We start from the raw sequence: 24,886 nt of genomic DNA on the forward strand, positions 1-24,886 counted from the left end.
AACTTTCACCATCTCAGTTTATATAATTTATATAATTCGCAAATTTCATCTTATTTATATATTTTTTGTTCTTAGGTCTAGCCTAAAACTATTTTTTTCGATATAATATGTTACTGTACTAAGTATTATTATATAGTAAATATGACATTCTGTGCTTAATTCTGGGGTAATTTTAAGCTAATTGTACAATATTTGACTCATCTGATTATATTTGTTTATAATTAAGAAAAAAATTTATATTTTATTTACAATTAACAGAATTTCATATATAATACATGTTAGTATTTGTGTTATTTGTAAAAATCATGTATTTAGGAGTGAATTATTATGAACAAAAAACATTTAGCAGCTGCTTTCGCAGTATTCGCAGCTACAACTATGTCCTTCTCCGCTTTCGCTGCATCCATCGATGCTAATGCACGCGCTTACGAACGCGCTGCAGCAGAGCAATATACTTACGCAGCACCTCAAGCGGCTACACCAGCTTACCAATCTGGATATGTAACAAGTGCACCACGCCCTGGTTACAAACCATTGCCAGCGGTTCCTTACACAGCAGGTGACATGGCTCAACAAATGCCTGTATCTAAAGAATTGGGCGATCCAATCTTCGTAGCACCACAAACAACTGCTGTAGGTCTTCAAATCATGGACCCTATCGCACCTAGCTACCAACCTGTATACCAAGAAACTGTAAACTCCGTAACAGCTAATGGCAACGGCAGTGCATACGTTTCTCGTTACAAAACTAACCAATTGAACGCTTTCGACTTATTGTTGAACGGCAAAACTTACACTTATGACTTGCCTGCATACACTAATGGCTACCAAGTGAAAACTGCTAGCACTTACAACCGTGCTGGTGACGGTGTAGCGAATGTATTCTCTACAAACGTAATCACTGAAGCAGTTGTAAACAACAACTCCTTACGTATCACTGTTAACATGACTCAACCAACAGCTGTAGCAGCTGCGAAATTGCGTTCCATGCAACAAACTGGTCAAGTAGCAGGTGGTGAAGTAGCTGCATTGTTCGCTTACAATGAAAGCTATGACGGTGTAAAACAAGCTGCTCATTACGATATCTTCAACAACAGCGGCCGTTACATCATCGTTAAATCCGGCGCTGTAACTGTACCAAATGGTGCACAACACCCTTACGCAACTGCATTGTTCGCAGTAACTGAAGACACTGTAGCTGCTGTAACAGTATCTGGCAACAGTGCTGATGCTTACGACTTAGTAAAAGGCACTGCATACGCAATCGCTCAATCCGCTAAGGTTGGCAACGCACGTCGCTAATTCTAACTACTAATTCGTTACGAATTTAATTATACTTGTGAAAGCTACTAGTTTTCACACAAAAAGACTATAAATCACTAAATCCCCTAATGAAGTAGCTCATTAGGGGACTTTTTTATAATCTTATGAAGACTTCAAAATCATCTAAAGATCTTTAGGCCTTGTAAAAAGTCTATAATCTTGTAAAAATTTCTAGTGCTTTGTAAGCCATCAGACGATAGCCTAGCTCGTTAGGATGTACCTCTCCGGCAAAGACGATTTGTCCGATTTGATCTGCTTCAAATAAGGTAGTATAGAAATCTATAACCTTAATATCATGAGCCTCTGCATATGCTTTTAGCTGTTCATTAACCTCTCGCACGACGAGGTCTAGGCCATCCATATCGCTGTCGATTTGTGTTTCTAAACCGATTATGACCGTCCCCTTTGTGCTAGCTAATTCAATGGCTTTCACCAAAGTCTTGAACACATACGCACTATCTCGACCTTGTAGGATATCGTTGGTACCACACATCAAAAAGATGTGGCGCGTTGGATCAGATACAGCAGTAGCCGCCCAGTTTTCAATATTGTAAACCATGGCTTGTACTGAGCAACCATCTACCCCATAATTCGTAAAGTTTACACCCTCAATAGAGGCATCGCAAATTTCAACCCACCCACGTCCATAAGGCACATCGTAGCCACGCGTAATGCTGTCGCCAAAACAGATGATCTCCATATTCATCCCTCCTGTAACTATGCATTAATCATATAATAAAAGCATGTTATACACAATATACATATTATAGAATTTTATATGCATTCTTCATGGAATTACACCTACGACTATGGTATACTATTTCCACATAAGAGAGGTCAATGATGAGAAAACTATATCCCTTTTTAGTGATTGCTCTGGCTAGTCTTCAAACAGCTAGTGCTATTTCACAATACGAATTAGAAAACAAACCTACCCAATTCCAAGTTGCTTATAATAGCCCTACTGAGACTGTGTATATCGACTTGAGCACCATCAATCTAGCACAAGCAGGACTGACGTATAATACATTACACGCTCGTACTATTAGTCTATATAAGCAACAAAACATTATTGCAGACTATATGACTAATTATACATACCATCGTGGTAAAACGTCTAAAGACATTTACCTCATGGACTGGCATGTGGCTCCTGCTAAATTTTACCAAGTAAATGGTGCTCCTATTGGAATGGCAGACAATCACCGCTCCGTTTTATCTACAGGTGCTCGCGTAGCGCCAAAAGGTTCGGCCGTCGCTGAAATAGGTCAGTTTATCTTGCACAATGCGTTAGAAATGGAGCGAATCACATATACCTTTACAAACCCCTATGTGCCACCACGCCCATATAAACCGATGAATACCCCTGCCCCTACAGCAGAGAAACCATTATTTGGGGTTCAACCACCTGAAGGTGTATATAAACCACTGAACCAACTAGAATCGCCTTATGCGTATCATCAACCGCGATTAGAACCATCTAAGTTGGGTGTATATGGACCAGTGCCGCCACCACCGCCAACAGGACCACGCCCTGATTGGGCTCTTGATATACAAAATCAAGATTTACCAGATCCGAACACACCTATGAGTCAATGGGGCCCACAACCAGATTATAATGCGCCACCTAGACCATAGGAAATATCAATAGAATACAAGACTACAAAAAAGGACCCGTATGAACTGCACCCCAAAAATTGGACACAATTTTTGGAGGTGCAGTTTTTTATGTCAAAATATTCAAAAGAAGTAAAAGAAAAGGCTATTTATCTTTCTAAAAAAGGATGGGGACGCTTAAGAATTGCTAAAGAGCTTGAAGTTCCAGAAAGTACTGTAAGAAATTGGCTATACAAGTTTAAGCTTAGTCATAATTTGACCCATAAAATTGGTAAACAAGTATTTTCAGCAGATTTTAAACGTAAAGTTCTTGAAACTAGGTGGAAGAATAAGTTATCCTTTAATGAAACAGCAGAATTATTTAATTTAGATAACTCTAGTCTAATTGCCATATGGCAAAAGCGGTATTTAGATGAAGGAATTTTGGGGTTGCAACCCAAGCCTAAAGGTAGACCACCTATGAAGACTAAGAAAGAAATTAAAATAGAAGTAGATTCAAGCCAAAAATCAGATAAGGAACGTATTAAAGAACTGGAAGCTGAAAATGCTCGATTAAAGTATGAAATATCTTTTTATGACGACTTTATGAAAGAAATGCGTGAAATAGCTAAACCCAATAGAGCTGTAAAAAAAAAGCACAAACAATTGCCATCGAAAGATTAAGAAAAATATACCCTCTTCAGTTTATGCTCAAATACTTTGGTATTAGTCGAAGTACGTATTATGCACGCCTAGCCAGCATTAATAAAGGGGATAAATATATAGAGGAACGAGAAGCTATTCGTACCCTTGTATCGATGAACAAGGGTCGTTATGGATATCGACGAATCACAATAGCATTACACAAATTAGGCTTCAATATAAATCATAAAGTTGTGATGCGTATTATGAAGGAAGAAAACTTAACCTGTAAAGTCCGTCTAAAGAAGTACCGTTCATATAGGGGAAACGAAGGAAAAATTGCTCCTAACATTATTAATCGAAACTTTATTGCAACAAAGCCAGATCAAAAATGGACAACAGATATTACCGAATTCCACTTGTTTGGGCGTAAGGTTTACTTATCACCAATCTTAGATATGTATAATGGTGAAATTGTATCCTATGAAATATCAGAACGACCTGTACTAACACAGGTGTTATCTATGCTGGATAAAGCCTTTAAAAACAGGCCACATAGCAAAGGGTGCATCTTACACTCAGATCAAGGATGGCAGTACCAGCATAGCAGTTATCAAGAAACATTAAAAAATCACGCTATCATCCAAAGTATGTCTCGAAAAGGAAACTGTTTGGATAATAGCGTGATGGAAAACTTCTTTGGCTTACTAAAATCAGAGTTGTTATATTTAGAGAAGTTTACTTCCTATGAAGATTTTATTAACAAATTAAGAGATTATATTGATTATTACAATACAAAACGTATTAAGCTCAAATTAAAAGGAATGAGTCCGGTAGAATACCGAACTCATTCCCAAAAAGTAGCTTAATTATATCTGTCCAAGAAAATGGGTGCAGATCAGTACAGGTCCTTTTTTGTTATAGTATTTATACTTTTATGTACCTATATATCCTAATTAGATGCTTTCACATTATTTAAGACGAATGAAGAACAATGCACATGCACCGATTACAGGCGCAATCGCGATGGACATCAAGGACATTTGGTAGCTGCCCGTCATAACGAGGACATTGCCCAAGAGAAGTGGCGCTAGGAGAGCACCAATTTGGTTGAATAAGTTTACGAAGCCCGCTGTGGTACCGCGCAAATGAGGTGCTGCGGATTGAACTACGAGAGCATTAGTCAAGGCACTGTGCATGAAAGCACCAATACCGAGGATTGGGCCTGTAATGAAGAGCATATTCGGATTGGATGTACTAGCAAATAAGATCAAAGCCGGACCAAATAGGAACATAACAAGCGCGGCTAAATGGTTTTTCTTGATTGGTAAAATATCGGACAAAATACCTATGGTTGGTTTTGCAATAAGTGCTGCCGTACCGAACACACTCATAACTTGACCTGCGTAGATAGCAGTTACACCTAATTGTTTAACCATGTACAAGTTTGCCCATTGCGTTACGCCCCAAGTTGTACCTGTTGCAAAGAAACCAGCGATGGCTAAACAACGAATATTGCGGTTTGAAAGAATATGCTTTAAGTTCTCTTTCAAGGACGTTTGACCTACGCCAAGCTTAGCCGCCGCTTCGGAAGCCTCTGCTTCGCGTTGTGCAATGATTTCAGCACTTGGCTTACGTACTGTGAAGTAACATAATACGAGTACTGCCAACGGCAAGATAGCTGTAGCAAGGAACGCTGTTTGCCAACCGTAATGTGTAGCTACATAGGGTGCGTAAAGATTTACAGTAGTAATACCAAAAGAAGTACAGCTCATGAAGATACCTACAGCCGCACCACGTTGGTTAGGGCCGAAGTGATCGCCAATAGCACTCAAGCAAGAAGCTTGTACAGGACCAGACATAACGCCTAGCAAGAAGCGCAAGCCCCAAGCCATGTTGTAGTCTGTAATGGTACTCATAAGAGCCGTTACAGCAGCCATACCAATTAAGCTAAATAAGATAGTTCGTCTATAACCAATTTTGTCGGCTAAGATACCACCTGGCAATACTGTTAAGGCATAACCAAAGTAAAAGGCCGAAATATGCTGTGCCCCCATCTTTGCAGTAAAGTGCAAAGCCTCGTTGAGGATAGGCATAACAGAAGACCAAGATAAACGCATTACAAAACTCAACAAGAACGTGAGCCATACGCTAAGGAGAATTAAAATCTGAGTTCGCGAGAAACTAAGTCGATTCATACGAGCTCCTTTCTACAGAATAAAAACATATAAAGTAATCATACTATAAATAGAAAGAGTTTTTCAAATACAAAGCCTGACGGATAACATAAAAAAGAACCCTCTACCGATTAGATAAAGGGTTCTCTCTAGTATTATACAAGGCACGGGCTCCAATTGCCTTACCAAGTATATTAATAAATCAAAAGAAACGGGCAACAGGCAACAAATGGCCCAACCGGTCTTTAAAGATTTATATTATACGAATAATATAGCACAAGTACGAGATTAAAGCTATATATAAAGCCCTCTAGGCATAACCTAAAGGACTTTCTAAGTCGTGGCGGAAATAGTAGCTATTTCGCATTGGTTGCATTCTCCGTCTTCTTTGCTCCGGTTAAATCCTTTTTAGTTTTGTTTAAGTCGTTTGTACGAAGAATAATCCACCAGATAGATCTCGATTTATAAAAATATATCCTATGTTCTCAGTTAGATAAAAAATTTCATTTACTTCTTCAGGTAGATTCATTCCTAAGATTTGACCTATGAAAATATATTTTTCTAGAAAATCATCACTCTCTTGCTGTAAATATTCAGGTTGTCCTCCTAGAAAACTCATTTCATCTAAATTCTCAATAGGATTAATTGGATAAAATTTATCTAGATTAAACTTGAACTGATTTTTATCTCCGATGATAACTCTCGTATATCCTTGAATAGCATCGTCAATTTCAGTAATGTAGTCAAGAAAATAATCTTCTTTATCATAATAAGAAAAAACGTAAATTGCTTTATCTTTATATTCCATATCCTGAAAATCTGTTTTAAATTGAGGTGCAATAGTTAATAGATTTTCAATTGGTATAAAAGCAACCAATGCTAACTCATGACCATCTGGCGCTATCACTTTATTTGAATAGTCTAAATCTAGCCCAACTAATATATTATTTATATTTGGTTTGCTATCTAAAAAGTTAAAATTAACGTATCCATTTTTTTCCATTTAAATTCTCCTAAAAATTTAAGGGCATTTCTCACCTACTTTTTTCAATTTTCTAAGAAATTTCTTAGCTTCTTTTCTTAATCCTCCTCCAGAAGTTTTGGATTTGTAACGATAATCCGCTAAATCTTATTAATTAATTGATATTTATCAATATTTTTAATTCGTCTGGTAGTTTGGCACCATTTCTATATGCCTTTTTAGCCCAAAATATGGCTTTTTCTTTATTGCCTTGTGTGAAAAATAAATCGGCTAAATTGGATTGGGCAATTGGATGACCATTTTTTTGCCGCTATCTCTAGCCATTTAAATTCCGAATCTTGATCTAAAGATACAAACATATGGTATTGATATAATTTGAATGCTGAGTTTTTATCTCCATTAGTGGCGTTCTTTTCGAGAATTTGAATTTCTTCATCTGAAATCCAATAAGTACTACCTGTTGATATAAAGTTAGTCATTTTAAATTTCTTTCCGAATGTTGTTTACATGATATTAAAGGGGTGTACCTGTGCGTACCGCACATGCCCTACGTCAGGATTGGAAGTTTCATGCGGGCTACAACTTACTTATTCATCTTCATAAGCATCACCATAGCTTTGAAAAGAAGAATCTAACCAAAACCATTCTTTTTCATTGGAAACCAATTTCTCCAGTAGTTCTGTAAATGACTTAGCAATAATGGGAGACTCATCAGGTGTAGCATGAGTTTCTATAAAACTATCATAACAAAAACCAAATCTTTTTTTGTTTAAGTCTATACTGATATATTGACTTAGCTCTTGCGAAGATGCAATCATGAACCAATCATTACTAATATCATCTGCCAACTCCTCCCAAATAACATCATCAGCTGGATATAGAATTTGGTTTGTTGGTTGCAATTCTGAAAGTGAACTGATTCTTATCTCACAAGAAGTATTAATATTAAGAATAGCATATTCATAATTTTCATAAAAGAATTTTAAATCTTGTGGCAAAGGAAAAGCAAATTCTGGTTTTGATACTGCTTTCAAAAATTGATGGCTACTTTTTTGTTCTAATTTTTCAATTAATTCTTTGATTTTCATAAAATACTCCTTAGGACTGAGAGTTTTTGTTCAGGCTACAGCTTGCTAATTATTGATAATAGATTTTTTAGCTATATGTATTAGATCTTTATAATTCTCCATAAAAGGTTCTTCTAATGTGGACTCTAATAAGCATTCTAAGTCATATAATATTTTTTGCTCAGCTTCATCAATAATTTCATTATTTTCAACGAACTTAACAAGCCATTCAAAAAAAACTAAGACTTCATGGTTGTTAAATTTAATAATATAGTCGTTAGACTCTTTTTTAATTTCCATAATATTATAATGCTCCTCGAGAAACTACATTTTGTAAATGACTGGTAATGAGATTCTTAAAGAACCAATATTTCAGACAACCTTAAAGAGGATAGTGAGGTCGTCGTAGTAGTAACTTGTGCCGTTGTAGGTTTTCAGGCGGTTATCTTGAACGGTAGCGATAACGAGTTATTTAATCAAATTTATTTTCAAATCGCATAAAAAAACATCCTTTATACCTATTCAATAAAAGAATATTATCATTATTTTCAATAATACATATTTTTTCATATAGAAAATTTGGAAAATCAGCCAATACATCTGTAACAGCACTATCTATTGCTTCATACTCATCATCTGTCAGTGGCGAATCAATATATACATAAAGAGTAAATAATTCTTCAGTCATATCAAATGCAATAAGTCTGACTTTATTACAAATTGCTCCAAGAAAAGCCATTTGCATACTTAAAATAATTTCTTGTTTTCTCATAATTAATTTCTCAAATAAAATATGGAATTTATGTTATATCAGGCAATGCGGGAACAATATGGACTCCTTTTTTGGATGAATGAATTATTCCCCATTCAGTCGGAGTCTCATCTCCTGTATCCTTATCAACACAACTTCCAATAAATCCTGAGGATTTGCAGTTAAAATGCTCCGATCAGGGATAAAGTTATTATGCTCCGCAATATGTTTCCCCTTTTTTCCCATATAAATGACTGTTGAAATAGATAGCCCCAATGGGTTACCCCACCCCGCATCAGGCTCGTAATACCTGAAGAAGTTGTAATGCAGTCCGGTTTCACAGTCGGCATACTGGTTTGCAGACGGAAGGGCTGGTATACGCTATCCGTTACCTTGCTTTCCTCTTTCAGACGCCCCCAGGCGGTGTATTCCCCGTACCACAACAGATTGCCGTCCTTATCGGTCATCTCTCTCGGGATGCCGATTTTGTCGCAGTGGAAGTAGTGGGTTTGCTGGCGGCTTTCACCGTCTTCGGTTATCCAATCGCGGACTTGGGCCAAGAGGGCGTAGCCGTCAGAATCGGTGTAGATATAGGTATATCTGCCGTCCCAAACGAATCCGGTTTCCTCTTCGAGGTCGTCTGAAAAACAGAAACCGCGTGCATGCCACATACACCTTACGTCAGAATTGAAGATTTTGTGTGGGCTACGGCTTGTTACAAGGACTAATTATTGCATAATTTGTTGTTTTAGTTTTTGGTCAAAAGAATTTTCCAGGAAGATCAAATCATGCTTACTAAACAATCCATTATCATTTTCTAATACTTTTTTATCAAACAATAAAATATTCTGTATTAAAGGATCATTTAGTGGTAATTCATTCTTATTTATAATAAAAATAGCGGTTAATGCTTTAAAACGAAAAGCCTCTGGATAAAGTGCTAAATATTTTAAAACTTCTTTGCTACCGGAATGGAAGGCCATAATGATTGGAATATGATCTTGCTGCAAATGCTTTAATACATCTGGATAGATGTTTTTTGCATCATTCTCAGATTCAGGTAATTTAATGGTATCTCCATAAGGAAATGAGGTAATAGGGGGAGCTTTAAAAAAATGCGCCTGCGAGATAGATGGTTGTACAAATACTAAATCATATGGATTTGACGACTTATCATAAGGTGGAACATTTTGGGAGAAAAAATTTCCCATTTCAGAATTGTATGCATATAGGTGAAGTATGACCCCCTCGAAAGTACGAGAATTGCTAAAGGATATTTCACCATAAACATATTTTCCTTTTTTAAATTTAATCCTATCTTTTAGAAAATTAGCATCAGGAATATTTAAATTATCTTTTAAATATTCAATAAGACCTTGAATAAATTCTTTACTTTTCATAATTATCGTCCTTAAAATCAATCTTTGAATACTAAAGCCATAAAGCGAGCAACACCTTTGGATGAACCCACATCCATTTGCTTATCCTTATTTTTTGTTGAAACCATATATGCAACCCCGTCTCACGGTCAGCGTACTGGTTTTGAAGACGAAAGCAGATTTGTGGTTGAGGCATACGTCAAGAAACTATTTAAATTCTTCCAATAATTTTTTTCTTAATTCCGCAAATTCATCCGATAAATTATTTTTAAGTTCAGTATAAATTTCATCATCGATTTTACTTTGAGTGAATAGTGTCTTTTCAATATAAGGGATAACTTTTTTAGAACTAATTGAAATTAAAAATGCAATAATTTCATTGTAAATATAAGATTTTTCATTAAGTTGGCTTAGTTTATCTATTAGTAAATTTTCAATTGATTCTGATTTATAATGTTTTCCTTTTAATCCATACAATACCCATGAAATAATTTTGTGATGCTTGCTGTTTAAATGTTTTATAAGATATTCTTTTATATAATTTCTTTTTGGGAAATATGCAGAACTAAATGCAATAGAAATAATTATAGAATATCTATTTATATTCCAAATAGAACTAATATTATTTTCTATAGTGCGAAACTCTTCTTCTCCTAAATTATATTTTTTGAATAGATGTCCTAAAGAAGATATTGCAGATGATTTTACTTTAATACTTTTGTCACTTTGAATAGAGTAAATTAATATAGAGAAAATTTCTTTCAATTCCGTAGTGCCAAGTTCTTCTTGTATTTGTCCCAAGATAAAATTTGCAATTTCTCTATGTTTACTATATCGACTAGTTAAGAGGATATTTCTGATTATATCAATAATCTCTTTATACTGAAAAAATTGTAGTCTTTTTGCTGCTTCATATTGAATAATAGTATTAGAATGTAGTAGTTTTTCTAATAAGTCATTGATTGATAGATCTTTACATTCTAAAAAAGCGTCAAAACTTGAAATTCTATCATTTACCATATTATTTTTTCCGTGCTTTGAAAATACTCATTTATTTTTTCATAAACTTGATTAGCAACCCCAGTATCTACTTGATTACCATTTGCTGCCATCATTACTGTATCAAGAGCTTTTTTCCCTTTTTCATAAATAATACCTATACCTAAAGTTACAAGAGCAGCTTTACTTAATGCAATCAATTCAGGGCCAATAAGAGGTATTGCAAAAACTACCAAGCCTTTAGAGTCGATCCATCTTTATCGGTCATCTCCCCAGCCCTCTCCCACGAGAGAGGGAGTAGATGTTGGGATGGAAAAAAGTTCATCCAACACTTCTTTGATTTATATTAATCCCAATAAGAGTCTAAATTATTTAATTCCTTCCACTCTTCCAAAGAATAAAGAAAAGGCAAAGAAAATTTTTCCAATAATTTACCCTTTAAATTTTCTGATACCATGAATGCTCCTGAATAATTGTGATTGGAAGACAATAAAATATCCTTATCTGAATGAGTATATGCCTCCAGTGAAAAATCATCTTCATCTAATGCTAAATCTGGGTAAACAATTTCATCCTCAATTTCCCAACCAACTATTCTTACTAAATAATAGACTTCGTTCGTCAATAACTCACCTTTTGTATTGACAATAATTGCTTTACTTATTCCAAAATCATGATCAAACCCGTATTTTTTAATAAATTCCAAAAAACGCGCTGACATGATAAAGAAATCATTATATGGAAGAAAATCAAAAGTAACATCTCGGGCTTTTTTCAAGCATACATACACTTGTTCAGGCATTGGAGAAATTTCTTGCCCCTTTACGAACCAACTCCAAGGAAAGTCAAAATCAGGATGTGTTTTTTTAGGGTTGAACACCTCCGATATACCTAAGACTCCACTACTTACTCGTGGTAATCCCATTTTTTCTGCTTTATCCATACTTTGTAGAGCATATCCCCACACTAATAACTTTTTCATAATACCCTCCTAAGATTATGGCTTGTTACACTTACTATATATACACGACGCTACGCCAGTTTATTAATCATCAGGATTTTCTTCCAAACAATTTAAAAACTCATCAAATGATTTCGCAATAATAATTGAATTTTTTTTAAAATTAGCTTCTCTTGATATATTTTCATTCCATACGTCCCTTACATAATAAATAATTTGCCAACTATTTTTTTCTAAACAGAGGTAATTCCCTCCCCAATCAAAAGCAAAAGGAATCAGATTTTTAGGTAACTCATTAAGTTTCCATTCATTTATTGCTCTTCCTTCCAATGTAAAATCTGGATCATCCTCAAATTGCTTAGAATATTTCATTGGAATGAAGTCACGAATTTCAATATAGTCATAATTGATATTATCATTGACAAAACAAGAAAGGTTGGGATCACCTCCATTCCATTTGAAATAATGTGACTTAAATGAAGATGGAAAAGATACTTCTAATTTTTTCTCAACATCATTGAAATCAATTTCAGATAAATTTTTATCGCAATCATAAAAGCTAAGCATAACAACCTCCTTTAACAGTAATCCATTACTTTTTACTTGCTCCAATTTTAAACCTAATTTTTTTATAAAGCCCTCTTAGGATGTGCGTTCTTATTTACGTCGGGATTGGAGGTTTCATACGGGCTACGGCTTGCTTTGAAATCTATTTTTGAACGTAAGAAATTTATCATATGAATTTAGTTGTTCAGCAGAATAATTTTCCATAATTTCAGCATTATCACTATCTACAATAGAAACAAAAAATATGACATTATTTGTTTTTTTCTTATCTATATTTTCTATCGCTTTTTTAAATCCTTCTATAATTGAATCATATACTTCCGCCTGATATTGCTCAAAATTATCTTCTGATATTAATGTATTTGTATCATTAAGAATATTTTGTATCTCATTATTGAATATACTATCTATTTTCTCAGGAACCTCTCCAAGTCCTATTGCAAATTGAGGGTAATACCATTTAATAAAAGGCTGATCTTCTTTTGGGTAGTTTACTTTTTCTATTTCGTAGTGAGAAATAGTGTTAGCAGCCCACCCCAGATATGAACAATAGTCATCAATATATAATGTATAGGCAAAAACTTCATTAGAATTATATCTTTCTAATACAAATTTAAATGTCTCTGTAACTCCTTTAGATACATTCTGGATTAAATCTTGAATTATATAATTACTTAAAATACTCATTTTAATTTCCTTTTATAAGTTTTTGTTATCAATCAGTTTCTATGCACATTTACTACGTGATCCGTATTTTCCAAAAACCTTACCACCAATTCTAGTTAATTGCTTACTCATGTATCTATCTGTTTGAGCTTTGTTATACTTATCCAATACTTTTGAATAAATTCTTTAAATTTAATTAATATGAAAGTCCTTTGGCTATGATGTTTATAGCATATCCTTGAGTTATATTTGTTCATATAAAGTTAAATTCTTTTCTGTGCTTTTATACATATCTGTATAGAAATAAATTCTATTATCTTTTATCTCTTTCAGATAAACCAAGTCTTCGATGCCACCAATATACTCAATTGATAAATCATCTAAATTTAATATTGCAAGCCTAAATCCAACAACGCAAAATCGTCTAATGAAAACTGGAATATATATTTTTCTATTGAAATACAACAAAGGTCCTCCAAAACCCTGTTCTTTAATAATAAATTGACCGTTAATGGATAGACTTCCAACTAAAGGAGAACCTTGATTTACTTCCATCAAATCAAGGTAACTGACTTCCCATTCATCAAAAAAAAATTTTTCTTGAAAGTCTAAAGGAGTTTCATTCAAAATTTTTAACTTAGACATTTTTATATTTTTTCTTGTCAAAGAATTGAAATCTTCTTCTAATTCTACAAGGAGTTTACCAACTTCATTATTAAATGGCCAAGAATCAATTACTATCCGAGACAATAAAAATTCTTTTCCTTTATTTTGTTGAAAAATACTTTCTGAATTTAGATAATTAATCATGTCATATAGTTCATTTTTTATAGAAATCAACTGCTGTTTATTTGTATAACTATATTCATCACAATTATTAATCATTTTATCAATTTCGACTAAAACTATATTGATCTTTTTTATAAATTGCTCCTGATTCATTGTCTTATTGATCTTTCTAAGTCATTAATATATTTTGTATTTGTCCACCAGGCAACCCCAAACCTAGAGGTGCAGCTTTACCTTCAATAATAGTTGTTTCTGATTTCACTTTAAATTGAGCAATATTAGTCATGAGGTTCCATTTTGGTTTGACTGCAAGGCTACTTTTGATAGCAGGGAATGTTTCAAATAAATAACGACTTTTAGCTTGAGCATTTACTTAAACCAAGAGGATCAACCCAGTCCGGAGCATTCGGCGCAAACTGATAAACGTAAAAGCCTTCTTCCAACCCAATCGGATCCTGATTCATAAACCGACCCGCATCAGGACAAAAAGGTTTTAGGGTGGAGTCTTTTGCTGAACTTGCCGTTCATATGGAACATATCGCCGATACGCACGATATAGCGTTTGCGGTTTTTAACCGAGGAAGAATGGCGCATCGGCCAGGCAGGTTTGATGGCGGTGCGGCTCTTTACCCCTTTACGGGCGATTTTATTAAATGCCATGACGGCTTGCTCCTGTTGGGGGATGGGGTCGTCTGAAAGATGGATGAGTGAGGATTTAGGGTTTCAGACGATCCTGTAGGTTATTGCTTACCAAAAATATATTTTTCCTCTAGTTTAGCTTTATCATGCTCAAGAAAAAAAATGTTTCTATATTCAGATAAACTATTATGATTGACCGCTGAATATTGTTCTTCATTACTGCCATCATCTTCCCAATGGCAAATGGGGCAAACATCATAGTTTGATTTACTAGACAAGGTATAAAAATGACAACATGGACATTTTACTTTCTGATTTATCTCGTCTCCATAGACGTTTATTTCTTTGGAGAGAAGAAGACTAAGTTTTTTAGCTAGAAATTTATTACTTAAAATTGAATTTTTATATGTTAATCCTAAGGTAACTACAGGATTAAAAAAATCATCATAAAATTCTATGTCATCAAAATCATGTGTACTTAAGTAGCTTATAAGTTCTTTATTTAAATGTTCTGGTTCAGATTTATAGGAATACCAAAAATCTAATAGGATATTCATCTTTTCAGAATTAGATATTGAATTAGTCTGATACTCAGAAAAAATTTTAATGGCTTCTGTTCTAGTCATGATAAATCCTTATTAAATGTATTGCATTTTGTTTTGGCTAAATCTACAGCATCTTCAAATGGTGTATCTGTACGATTATCACTTATATAATATGTCCTTATTTCTCTACTTTTAATATGTCCAATAAAAGTTTTTCTTGTCTGAGGGTTAAATTTCACTATAAGGTTATCTACCACTTATTCTTTAATATCAGGTGAGTCATTTGCTGCGAAGTTTTTAGCACGTTTTAAATATTCGGATTGTGAAATTTGTTCTTCAAATTCGCATCCATTAACGACATGTTTTTCATAGTGAGGAGCTAATTTACCCTTAGAAAAACCTTTCCATTTGATCTCAGATGCTTTAATTAGCCCTAAGGGATCAATCCAGCTAACAATATTGAGACTAAAGGCATATAGATTTTCCCCACCCCATAATCTAATCGGATCCTGATTCACAAACCGCCCCGCCTCAGGCTCGTAATACCTGAAGAAATTGTAATGCAGCCCCGTCTCACGGTCGCAATACTGGTTTTGCAGGCAGAAGGGCTGGTATGCGCTATCCGTTACCTTGGTTTCCTCTTTCAGACGACCCCAGCCGGTGTAGTTGTCGAACCAAACCAGATTGCCGTCTTTATCGGTCATCTCGCATGGGATGGAGATTTGGTCGCAATGGAGGTAGTGGGTTCGCTAGTGGCTTTCGCCCACTGCGGTTGTTAAGTCACAGACTTGTGCCAGTGGCTCGTAGGAATCCGGATCGATGTAGATATAGGTATATCTGCCATCTGAAAAGCAGAAACCACATGCGTGCAATCGCACATACCCTACGTCGGAATTGGAGGTTTCATGCGGGCTACGGCTTGCTATCTAAGTTCATTGAGTATTAATCATAGTCATAAAGGATAGCGGAACAATCATCTAAATTAATTACATTCTTTGTACTTAATATTAAATTATTGTTTCTAATAACCCCATATTGATATCCTTTTTTCTCAAAATGATTTTTAATCTTTTGAAGAATTAATTCTTTATTTGAGTTACTTTTGAAAGATATTCCACAAAATTTTTCTCCATTAGGTAAAGTGATTTCACAGTTGGATGAAATCAAACAAAAATCCTCCGATTCCAATTCAGGAATACTAAAAATTTCATCAAATGAATCTTCAAAACTTTGTACATCATAATTAATATATAAAAACACTCTATCAGGATTTTGGTTGGGATGATTACCAACTATATCAACAGTGTTTTCTATTTGCTTTATTACATTAATTTTATGGCTCACTTTTTTCATTTAACAATTCCTATGCTTTCGTAATTATAAAAATAATATTTGTTAAATCTTCTTTTGCAAAAACTTTTGAGTAATGATCAATAAATTCCTTACTATTTGTATGATATATAACTTGGTCAAAGCATTTTGTATATCTTTTTGCTTGATCTATAAGTCTTTCTTCTTCTGTTCCATCTTTTTTAATACATTTAGAAAAGAAATTTTCCGGATTGTATGCAGAATTTTTCCATTTATTTATATGATGAATTGCAATAAGTAATGCGACAAAATTAAATCAATTTTCTAATCTCATGTTTAAACATGTCAAATGGTGTTTTAAACCCAAGGCATTTTCTAGGTCGATTATTAATCAGCACTAGTGCTTCTGTTAGTTTATCTAGTGTTACTTTAGCTAAATCAGTTTTCTTAGGAAAAAACTCTCGAAGTAAACCATTACTATTTTCATTAGAGCCACGTTGCCATGCGGCATAGGCGTCAGCAAAATATCGGTATCCCAAACTCGGTTTCAACCTGTTCAAAGCACGCAAATTCTTTACCACGGTCCACTGTAAAGGTTTTAAGTAATTTACTTGTTAATGTGTTATATAGGGAACTAATAGCTAAAAACATAGAATCCTTAGTTCGGTCATCCATCTTTAATATCAAGTAATAAATTCAAAAATAGCTCTTGAAAATCATCTATTTTATTATTATTTAAATCAGTTATATCAGGATACAAAAAACAAACTGTTATGCGTTGTATATATTTATCTATACCATTTAGCACATCATATCTAGACCAAACATCTATTGCTATTCATATATTCGTGAGGCATTCAAAAGGCTTTCCAAAAAGTACGAAGCATTTTACTTTCAGGATAAGCTTTGAGTTGGAATAGATCATTTGTTCTTATAGATGAGATTTTCAGGTTTTTTGTCGGGAGAAATAAGAAGTTTATCAAGGTATTCGGGGTCATGCCAGTCATCCCAAGGTGCTAGACTAAAATAAGCTTTAATAAAATCATCAATAATAGCTGAACCTTCGGTATTAATACCAATAATATTTCCTTGTTCAATTAAATCAATATTAGGAAAATATTGTTTCAGTATATTTTTATTTACTATACCTTGTTGAATAATTGGCCAGAATCCTTTATCTAACGCTTCTTCAGTAATAAACATAGCAGCAATAACATCGTTTTTATCTATTTGTATATCTTCATATAAAGGAAGGTTTTTTGAGGAAATTTTCATTTTGGTAATTAAGCAGGCTACACCTATCCAATCATATTTTCCAAGAATCTGTCCAACAGCTAAAAAATCGTCTTCTATGGGAATGCCAAAATAATCGCCTACCTGCCATTTCTGTTTTTTTCTTGCCATTTTTTAAAGTTTCTTTCTGTAATTCAATAAGGCATGGGAATTTTTCCACCTAAAAGGCGGCCCGGATGCCTTATTCAACATTGTCATAAATTATGTTTTATTTGTAGAAAATATATTATCTTCTATATGACAGTTTTGAAAAGAGCAGTTAGATATTAAATTATCTTGTATATGCGTTGATCTGAATACACAATTAATAAATGTACAATTAGTAAATTTTGTATTACAAACTATTGCCGTGATAAAAGAACAATTAATAAAATTACAATTAGTAAAGGAACTATAGCTTATGAAAGCACCACGAAATGAACAGAAAGAAAATTTGAGACTTTCAATTTTCCTATGGGATATTTCGTATCTGTGAAAATCAATATTATCTATATGGGTTAACTGTCTAGAAATTAAAGCATCTAACTCTTTTGTTTCGATTTTAATTAGAGACTTTGTAATATTTTTAAGTAATTCTTGAATGTCATTTGATATCATTTTTATTACCACCAATATATAGGGTCTGGTTGTATATCTTTCAAAGGTATTCTTGGACACCCGTTACGTTGGTTTCGCTCTTCAGTTTGCCCCAACCATAATAATCCCCAAACCAGATTGCCGTCCTTATTGGCAATCTCGCGTGGGATGTCGATTTGGTCGCAGTGGAAGTAGTGGGTTTGTTGGCAGTTTTCGCCGTCTTCGTTGATGTGGTTTTGATAGGCAAAACCACGTACGTGCGTACTGTACACACCCTACGTCAGGACTAAAGATTTTGTGTGGGCTACGGTTTGCTATGGCTTACTTGTGATTACCAGCTAGTAATAGGTCTATGCAAATTTGCCCAAAACTTTAATAATGATTGTTCAAAAAAACGAAATTCGGACAGATCCTTGTCCACAACTAGACCTAATTCTTTGAAAAGATATTTAGATTTCGTTCTCTCAATAACATCATATTGACTTAATAGCTCAGCAAACCCTTTTTTTGATGATATATCCATTTCATTATAGTATATTGAAAGCTCTACTTTCTTATCATTGAAAATTGTAACCTCAGTTAATTTTTCATTATCAAACCTTAGTATAAAATTGTTTATCTCTATAATATTTTTTACCTTCGGGATAACATTGTTTGATATGTTATATTTTCTTATAACATCTGATAGAGAACAATTTAATTCAAAATCACCTATGCTCTTATAAGGAATAAATATTAATTTATCATGATTTAAAGTTGGATTTCTAAGTTTACTTTTTTGAAAGTCTGAGTACTTTTTACCCTTATTATCATATAAATCTCTTATACTCTCATCGTAAATTAATATCTGCAGAAACAAATTATCCTTATAGTCAACATATAAAACTAAATTATATTTTGGAAAAATATAAAAATAATTTTCTTCATCAGAAACTTCTATTAGAGGATCCTCCTCTTCTAAAAATTTTTCAAGATTTGAAAAGTTAATAACTTTTCCATTTAAGCAAAATTCATCACAATTCCTCAAGGAGGATACCGTAATCAATTCTGAATCAGATTGTATTTTGTGTTTTCTATCAAACTCTAATGAATAATTAGGATTATTTAAAATAACATCATTAAAGTCAGCATTTTTTTGACCCAATACAATTCCATCCAAAGAATTATTTAATATTTTCAACATAATACATATCCTTTCCTGTATTTGTCTATGTCAATTAGCTTCTCAGCCATCAGGAAAAATGACCTCTAGATAGAATGCCATTGTTAATGGTAATGAGATTGTTAAAGAACAAATATTTCAGACGACCTCGAAAAAGAATTGAGGTCATCTGAAAGGCAGAAACAGCATGATTACCGCTCCCATGCTACGGCGGAATTGAAGGTTTCATGTAGGCTACGGCTTGCTTATAAGATTTATAAGAATAATATTATATATCAAGAAATGGCATTAATTGTTCTGGCTTTAAAGTTAGTAGTGCGATTGTTCTTCCTTTAGTATCGCAGAATTCAACCTCATATGCTTCATAAGGATTTGAATACACTTCTACAATAGCACCGATGTCTCCCTTTTGTAAATTAAAACCAGGAAGAGCTTGTTGCAATTTGACTACTTCTAAAAGTGAATATTTCACTATAAACTCCTTAATAATTAACTATAAAACATATGTAGTTGCCAATCGTGGAATTGATTGTCCGCTATCGATTATCCAACCAGTTCTAACTGTGGCGGTCTGTCCAATTGGACCAGTCATTGGAATATCAACAGTATAGCGTTGCCCATGTTCATCACATTTACCTGGAGTTGCTGGATTTTCACAAACACCTTGTTGATTTTTTTAATCAACTTATCTACATTTGATTGATTAAATCCTAATGCAGATTGAAAAACCTTTGCTTTTTCCACCTACAGGGTGTTCTGTATTTAAGGCATATCCCGTGATTTTTCTGGGGTCAATGATAGCCTTATCTGCATTAGGTAATTTCGAATTAGAGCAAAGACCTAATAGATCAAGCCAATCTTGAGTATTTGGTGCAAACGCATCCCCCCACCAGTCGAATCGGGTCCTGATTAACAAACCGCCCCGCATCCGGCTTATAATACCTGAAGAAGTTGTAATGCAGCCCCGTCTCAAGGTCGGCATACTGATTCTGCAGGCGAAAGGGGTGGTATCGCTATCCTTTACCTTGCTTTCCTCCGGGCTACGATTTGCTAATCAAATCTTGAAATATATAATTCAGTTTATATATTACATATATATCTTTAGGCATATAATATTTCAAACAATTATTCTTTTTCTAAGACCATACGATTAAAACAGTCATACAAATTTTCTCCGACTAAATACATATTTTGCATCTTTACTTCTTCAGGCATAGTTTTTCCAAAATCATCAAAATAATCATCTTCATCCCATTCGTTTTCATGGTACCAATAAAAAATTTGTCCTATTTTTTCCCCTTTTATACAAAGGCATATCCTATCTCCGCAGTTATTCTCAGCAATAGGTAAAAAATTCGTAGGAATCCTATTTTCCATTTTTTTTATAGCATTGCTCAATGAATAGCCAGTTTGATACGATTCTCCTTCCCCATAGAAACAACCAAATTCCCCTTTCTTTATTACAACATTTTCTATTGGTGAATCAGAGGGATAACAATAGCTTGGTAGTCCATTGTTATACATGGTTAATTTATAAAATACTTCATTTAGATATGTCTCTCCTCCAAAACACGTCAAATAATCTAAATAATCAGAAAATTCTTTTCTATCAACATCTAGAAATTTTGACATTATTTTTCGTGATACAGGATCGAAAGGCTTTGCTCCGACCCTTACAACTCCACCCATTTTCTCAACTAAACTCTTAATTTTCATTTTCATTACTCCTTCCAGTTATAATTTTGTCAAATAATCAGCATTTCTTCTTAGGTTGTTTATTACGCATAGTACATGTATGTATTCCACATATACGTTACATTAAAACTGAAAATTTCATGTAGACTAAGAATTGCTTAAATCAGGGAGGATAATAGGTTTGTAACTAAGTACTTTATCAGCTATTTCCTCGGAGCTCATGTTTGTCCAATATATATAATCTGATATATTTGGATCTGTGACCAAATTTTCTAATTTTTCAAAGAGTACAGCTTCATCCTCTTCTGAACCTTCAAAACTCCTCAACTGATCAATCAATTTGATTAAATATAATCTATCTAACATAATGCTATCCTCTTCCAAAATAGTATTTCGGTTCTAGTATCTCTTTATGAAATGCGGCTATTGGACACAGTACGACAAAGGTCGTCTGAAAGACAGAAACCGCATACGTGCAAACCGCACACCCCCTACGTCAGGACTGAAAGTTTTGTCCAGGCTACGTCTTGCTGTTAATCTGATTATTAAAGGCCGTCTGAAAGCCTTGCGTTGGATTCAATGCTTTATCTAGATGACGATTATCATGTTTTTTATTTAAGCATAGTTTAATTTAAAAACGACAAGCTTCCCCTCAGGATATTTACCTTCCCAACCACAAGGCCAAAACCCTTTAAAATAAGCATCTTCTATCATATTCCAAATAGGATGATTTTTCTTATATTTGTTGTTTAAATAACAATTAAATAAATCGGCATCTATATCACTAAATAAACTATCTTTTAATCCCTCCTCTAAGTGCAATGAATTCAATTTTTTTTCAATTGCAGGAATAGCATATTCATCCCAAAAATTGTCATCTTCATCTGTAGATAGCTTTAAAATTAGTGAGTTTGATTCACGTAAATCCGCCCAAACAGACTCTAAATCATACTGCTGATATGCATATCTTTGTGCTACTGAAATATCTTGAATAATTTTCCATTGGCTATTTTGATAATTACCTGATACTTCTAATAAATTATTTTTTATAAACCCTAATATTATATTCATAATGTTATTCCTTATTATGTTAAGTAATTAATTCAATCTTGTTTTGTTGTTGGTTTATATAAAGACATACTTCCTGACTTAAGTGCCTTATGAATTTTGGATTGTAATGATTGAATTTTTCTAGGCGTTGTAACAGTGGAGAATTATTGTTGGCGGCTTTCGCCGTCTTCGTTGGTCCAATTATGTACCTGTGCCAAAGGTTCGTAGCTGTCAGGATCGGTGTAGAGATAGGTGTAGCAGCCTTTGTAGGTGTACTCCTGAAGTAATCGTGTTCCGTCCCAGACGAAGTGGTTGCGTCTCGTTCGCACCCTACAAAGGAATTGTAGGTTTCATTGGCTACGGCTTGCTAGAAAATTACTTTTTCGCGGCACGAATTTTTTTCAACCCGTTCTCTAAAATAGTAACTTTCTCGGGAGGAGTTCCCTTATCCAAAGCATTCCACCAATTATTTACTGGTTTAACAAATAATTGGAATCCTTCATCAGTTACATTCGACTTTCTAATGATTATATCTTCTTTAATAGAACCGTCTTGATTAAAAGGATCAACATCTATGAGTAAATTATTTTTTTAAGGAAACTCATTAATGAAATTGTTGATTTCATTATACTTTCTCGGTATGCAGTATCTTTACTTCTATTTAATAATAACTGGTAATCAAATAATACAAAATCCATGATAATCTCCTAAGGTAATCGAATAATTTCGGATATTCCGTCAACATGAACTAAGCTTTTACCATCTCTGACATATACGCCACCTGCATCTCTACTCCTTTCTTCTTTTGCAAGTTGACTCCTTTTTGAAGCAGTCTTGCTAGTAATTTCTTGAGCATGTCCACCACCGTTTTTACCAGCTCCCTTTATAACAAAATCAAGCTTACGAGATTCACCCGTTAAGGGGTCATGGACAGGTACAGCATGTCGTACTGTGCATCGCGCCAGTCGGTGTCGGGCAATCCGTTTCGGGTATTTTCTTCTTTGGATGGCACCTTCCATGTAGTCAAAGCAGATAAAGCTCACTTATAGGGAAAGGTCGTCTGAAAACGCTGTACGGCGGTTTCAGACGACCTTTGGCATTTGTTGGGTCTTGACCTAGCCTACGCTTGCTGAATAAGGAACTCTTCAAACAGAGTTGGCAAAGAGGAATGAATATCATGTAAATCAATAATTATAATTGAAATTAAGTCATCAATATCTCCTCCTTCTTTTGCAATTTCTTCCTTTTCGTAATCATACATAGTATAGATAATAAGATTTAAAAAAAATCTAAAACCTTCTGAGCTTGAATCAAATAATTTCCATGCTTGGATACGTTTACTTATTAATGAATTTAATGATATAGAGCTGTTATAATAATTTTCACTTGCTAATAAAAAACTTAATGATATATCAGTATTTTTATTATTTAAAAATATTTTTTCTTTAATGTTAATCTGTGAATTATTTTCATAAAATTTTTTTAGGAAATCTCTTAGCTTATTAATTAAAAAATTTTCATTTTTTTGGTTTTTTTCTAAAAACTCGGAAATATTATTCATAATTTCATTTATATCATACATGACTATTTTTTACCTTTCATTCTTAAGAATTTTAATACCCATGCATAACTACTACACGATACTTTAAGTGTACCATCAGTAAGATCATAAGCTTCTTGTACGACAGGATGTATTTTTCCTCTTTTACCTTTTACTTTTGTGCTAAATCCTTCAGCAATACTTCCAGATATTGTTTTTATAATAGCCTTAACCCCTTTTTTTGATAGTCCTAATGGATCAATCTCTCCCAACGCATTCATCGCAAACTGATAAAAGTTTGTCCCTCCCATCAATCCAATCGGATCTTGGTTAATAAATCTTCCACATTCTGGCTCATAATACCTGAAGAAGTTGTAATGCAGCCCCGTTTCACGGTCACAATGCTGGTTTTGCAGGCGGAAGGGCTGAAGGTTATGTCCGGGCTACGGCTTGCTAAGTTGAAACTGAAGGTTTCATGTTAATTATTAAGTATTTTGAATAAAGAAAATACCTGCTTGACTTCCAGATAGAAGTTTTTTCTTAATATTTTGGTCATAATAAAAATAACCAATGCCATTCTGAAAAATATGTAACTTTTTATCTATATCTTCATCTAATAATTGCAAGCAAAAACTAAACTTAGGAGAAGGATATATTATATCTTGTTCAAAATAAGGATTGCCAAAAATTTTGGATACATCCAATCCCATCCCATTATCTTCAAAGAATAAATGTTCATCTTCATTGTATTTTGCATCAGCTTCTTTATCAACTTCATCAAGCCTTTCAAAAAATTTTCTTTCTAAAGAAATATTTCCTAAATCTTGCTTGTTGATAGCTTGTTCACTTTCATAAAGGACAGCACAACTAAAACCATCATTTAGTAAAATTAAATCATCCTGACAATTAACAGTATATTTAGATGAAATAGAGTCTTTTACTCCTCCCAGTACATGCTCCTCTATAGAAATAAAAACAGAGATATAATAATTTCTACGAGGGAATACATTGTCAGGTAAAAAGTCAGAATAAAGAGTAAATAGATGCGTTTGATAGGCATCAGAATTTGGAACTTTAGGCCATAATTCTAACGGAATATGTTCAGCTCCTCCTCCAATATAACCAATACTATGTGGCGTTTTAGAAGAAGTAAAAAGTAATTTTGACATTTAAGTT

Annotated in this window: 31 protein-coding genes and 1 pseudogene; 4 read left to right on the forward strand and 28 right to left on the reverse strand. The window is 33.8% G+C overall.

Annotation, left to right across the window (positions count from 1 at the left end):
- Positions 1-327: 327 nt before the first annotated feature.
- Positions 328-1,302, forward strand: coding sequence for a hypothetical protein (locus KH364_RS02085; RefSeq protein ID WP_273298299.1), 975 nt, complete (start codon positions 328-330; stop codon positions 1,300-1,302).
- Between the two features lie 172 nt (positions 1,303-1,474).
- Here the strand turns inward: KH364_RS02085 and KH364_RS02090 are convergent, their stop codons facing one another.
- Positions 1,475-2,023 (reverse strand): GDSL-type esterase/lipase family protein, encoded by a 549-nt coding sequence (locus tag KH364_RS02090; RefSeq protein ID WP_273298300.1) that lies wholly within the window; start codon positions 2,021-2,023, stop codon positions 1,475-1,477.
- A gap of 140 nt (positions 2,024-2,163) precedes the next feature.
- Here KH364_RS02090 and KH364_RS02095 point away from each other — a divergent pair, with 140 nt between their 5' ends.
- The 3 genes from KH364_RS02095 (at position 2,164) to KH364_RS02105 (ending at position 4,430) form a co-directional block, all read left to right on the forward strand.
- Positions 2,164-2,961 (forward strand): hypothetical protein, encoded by a 798-nt coding sequence (locus tag KH364_RS02095; protein ID WP_273298302.1) that lies wholly within the window; start codon positions 2,164-2,166, stop codon positions 2,959-2,961.
- Between the two features lie 90 nt (positions 2,962-3,051).
- On the forward strand, positions 3,052-3,603 hold the full coding sequence (locus tag KH364_RS02100) for a helix-turn-helix domain-containing protein (RefSeq protein ID WP_273298304.1): 552 nt from the start codon (positions 3,052-3,054) through the stop codon (positions 3,601-3,603).
- Positions 3,604-3,626: 23 nt separating this feature from the next.
- Positions 3,627-4,430: an IS3 family transposase gene (locus KH364_RS02105; protein ID WP_233187870.1), complete on the forward strand. Its 804-nt coding sequence runs from the start codon at positions 3,627-3,629 to the stop codon at positions 4,428-4,430.
- Between the two features lie 102 nt (positions 4,431-4,532).
- On the opposite strand, the gene KH364_RS02110 is transcribed toward KH364_RS02105, so the two are convergent.
- The 27 genes and pseudogenes from KH364_RS02110 to KH364_RS02240 all read right to left on the reverse strand — a co-directional run bounded on the left by KH364_RS02110 (position 4,533) and on the right by KH364_RS02240 (position 24,879).
- A complete protein-coding gene (locus tag KH364_RS02110) occupies positions 4,533-5,759 on the reverse strand; it encodes an MFS transporter (protein ID WP_273298305.1) in 1,227 nt (408 codons plus the stop codon).
- Between the two features lie 397 nt (positions 5,760-6,156).
- Entirely contained in the window at positions 6,157-6,741 is a 585-nt protein-coding gene (locus KH364_RS02115) for a hypothetical protein (RefSeq protein WP_273298307.1), read from the reverse strand.
- Positions 6,742-7,307: 566 nt separating this feature from the next.
- Positions 7,308-7,808, reverse strand: coding sequence for an SMI1/KNR4 family protein (locus KH364_RS02120; RefSeq protein WP_004694825.1), 501 nt, complete (start codon positions 7,806-7,808; stop codon positions 7,308-7,310).
- A gap of 45 nt (positions 7,809-7,853) precedes the next feature.
- Positions 7,854-8,087: a hypothetical protein gene (locus tag KH364_RS02125; RefSeq protein WP_004694822.1), complete on the reverse strand. Its 234-nt coding sequence runs from the start codon at positions 8,085-8,087 to the stop codon at positions 7,854-7,856.
- A 172-nt stretch (positions 8,088-8,259) separates the two neighbouring features.
- A complete protein-coding gene (locus tag KH364_RS02130) occupies positions 8,260-8,559 on the reverse strand; it encodes a hypothetical protein (protein ID WP_273298308.1) in 300 nt (99 codons plus the stop codon).
- Positions 8,560-8,720: 161 nt separating this feature from the next.
- Positions 8,721-9,209 carry an RHS domain-containing protein gene (locus KH364_RS02135; protein ID WP_273298309.1) on the reverse strand — a complete coding sequence of 163 codons (489 nt, stop codon included), beginning with the start codon at positions 9,207-9,209 and terminating at the stop codon, positions 8,721-8,723.
- Positions 9,210-9,266: 57 nt separating this feature from the next.
- Complete coding sequence (locus KH364_RS02140) at positions 9,267-9,938, reverse strand: hypothetical protein (protein ID WP_273298310.1); 672 nt, start codon at positions 9,936-9,938, stop codon at positions 9,267-9,269.
- Positions 9,939-10,124: 186 nt separating this feature from the next.
- Entirely contained in the window at positions 10,125-10,937 is an 813-nt protein-coding gene (locus tag KH364_RS02145; protein WP_273298311.1) for a hypothetical protein, read from the reverse strand.
- Positions 10,931-11,152, reverse strand: a complete 222-nt coding sequence (locus KH364_RS02150) for a polymorphic toxin type 34 domain-containing protein (protein WP_273298312.1) — start codon at positions 11,150-11,152, stop codon at positions 10,931-10,933. Before KH364_RS02150 ends, KH364_RS02145 begins: the two co-directional genes overlap by 7 nt.
- A 110-nt stretch (positions 11,153-11,262) precedes the next feature.
- A complete protein-coding gene (locus KH364_RS02155; RefSeq protein WP_273298314.1) occupies positions 11,263-11,898 on the reverse strand; it encodes an Imm43 family immunity protein in 636 nt (211 codons plus the stop codon).
- Between the two features lie 63 nt (positions 11,899-11,961).
- Entirely contained in the window at positions 11,962-12,444 is a 483-nt protein-coding gene (locus tag KH364_RS02160) for an SMI1/KNR4 family protein (RefSeq protein WP_273298315.1), read from the reverse strand.
- A 123-nt stretch (positions 12,445-12,567) separates the two neighbouring features.
- Entirely contained in the window at positions 12,568-13,131 is a 564-nt protein-coding gene (locus KH364_RS02165; protein ID WP_273298316.1) for a DUF4303 domain-containing protein, read from the reverse strand.
- Between the two features lie 222 nt (positions 13,132-13,353).
- Positions 13,354-14,052, reverse strand: a complete 699-nt coding sequence (locus KH364_RS02170) for a hypothetical protein (RefSeq protein ID WP_273298318.1) — start codon at positions 14,050-14,052, stop codon at positions 13,354-13,356.
- Between the two features lie 324 nt (positions 14,053-14,376).
- Complete coding sequence (locus KH364_RS02175) at positions 14,377-14,559, reverse strand: hypothetical protein (RefSeq protein ID WP_273298319.1); 183 nt, start codon at positions 14,557-14,559, stop codon at positions 14,377-14,379.
- Positions 14,560-14,639: 80 nt separating this feature from the next.
- Positions 14,640-15,164, reverse strand: a complete 525-nt coding sequence (locus KH364_RS02180; protein ID WP_273298320.1) for a CPCC family cysteine-rich protein — start codon at positions 15,162-15,164, stop codon at positions 14,640-14,642.
- A gap of 176 nt (positions 15,165-15,340) precedes the next feature.
- Positions 15,341-15,814: pseudogene (locus KH364_RS02185) on the reverse strand (RHS repeat-associated core domain-containing protein); the annotation flags it as partial.
- 211 nt (positions 15,815-16,025) lie between these two features.
- Positions 16,026-16,436: a hypothetical protein gene (locus tag KH364_RS02190; RefSeq protein WP_273298322.1), complete on the reverse strand. Its 411-nt coding sequence runs from the start codon at positions 16,434-16,436 to the stop codon at positions 16,026-16,028.
- Positions 16,437-16,705: 269 nt separating this feature from the next.
- Positions 16,706-16,933, reverse strand: coding sequence for a hypothetical protein (locus tag KH364_RS02195; RefSeq protein ID WP_273298324.1), 228 nt, complete (start codon positions 16,931-16,933; stop codon positions 16,706-16,708).
- A 382-nt stretch (positions 16,934-17,315) separates the two neighbouring features.
- Positions 17,316-17,798: a hypothetical protein gene (locus tag KH364_RS02200; protein ID WP_273298326.1), complete on the reverse strand. Its 483-nt coding sequence runs from the start codon at positions 17,796-17,798 to the stop codon at positions 17,316-17,318.
- Between the two features lie 796 nt (positions 17,799-18,594).
- Positions 18,595-19,446: a hypothetical protein gene (locus tag KH364_RS02205; protein ID WP_273298328.1), complete on the reverse strand. Its 852-nt coding sequence runs from the start codon at positions 19,444-19,446 to the stop codon at positions 18,595-18,597.
- Positions 19,447-19,693: 247 nt separating this feature from the next.
- On the reverse strand, positions 19,694-19,897 hold the full coding sequence (locus KH364_RS02210; RefSeq protein ID WP_273298330.1) for a DUF4926 domain-containing protein: 204 nt from the start codon (positions 19,895-19,897) through the stop codon (positions 19,694-19,696).
- 653 nt (positions 19,898-20,550) lie between these two features.
- A complete protein-coding gene (locus KH364_RS02215) occupies positions 20,551-21,141 on the reverse strand; it encodes an SMI1/KNR4 family protein (protein ID WP_273298332.1) in 591 nt (196 codons plus the stop codon).
- A gap of 126 nt (positions 21,142-21,267) precedes the next feature.
- The gene (locus tag KH364_RS02220) at positions 21,268-21,486 is read right to left on the reverse strand and encodes a hypothetical protein (RefSeq protein ID WP_004694739.1); all 219 of its coding nucleotides are present in this window, start codon (positions 21,484-21,486) and stop codon (positions 21,268-21,270) included.
- A gap of 249 nt (positions 21,487-21,735) precedes the next feature.
- A complete protein-coding gene (locus KH364_RS02225; RefSeq protein WP_273298335.1) occupies positions 21,736-22,191 on the reverse strand; it encodes a hypothetical protein in 456 nt (151 codons plus the stop codon).
- 1,099 nt (positions 22,192-23,290) lie between these two features.
- A complete protein-coding gene (locus tag KH364_RS02230) occupies positions 23,291-23,752 on the reverse strand; it encodes a hypothetical protein (RefSeq protein ID WP_273298337.1) in 462 nt (153 codons plus the stop codon).
- 2 nt (positions 23,753-23,754) lie between these two features.
- On the reverse strand, positions 23,755-24,126 hold the full coding sequence (locus tag KH364_RS02235) for an RHS repeat-associated core domain-containing protein (RefSeq protein ID WP_273298384.1): 372 nt from the start codon (positions 24,124-24,126) through the stop codon (positions 23,755-23,757).
- Between the two features lie 69 nt (positions 24,127-24,195).
- A complete protein-coding gene (locus tag KH364_RS02240) occupies positions 24,196-24,879 on the reverse strand; it encodes a hypothetical protein (RefSeq protein WP_273298339.1) in 684 nt (227 codons plus the stop codon).
- Positions 24,880-24,886 lie beyond the last annotated feature (7 nt).

Origin of the sequence: Veillonella sp. oral taxon 158, from assembly GCF_018376515.1 — a bacterium.
GTDB lineage: Bacteria > Bacillota > Negativicutes > Veillonellales > Veillonellaceae > Veillonella > Veillonella rogosae.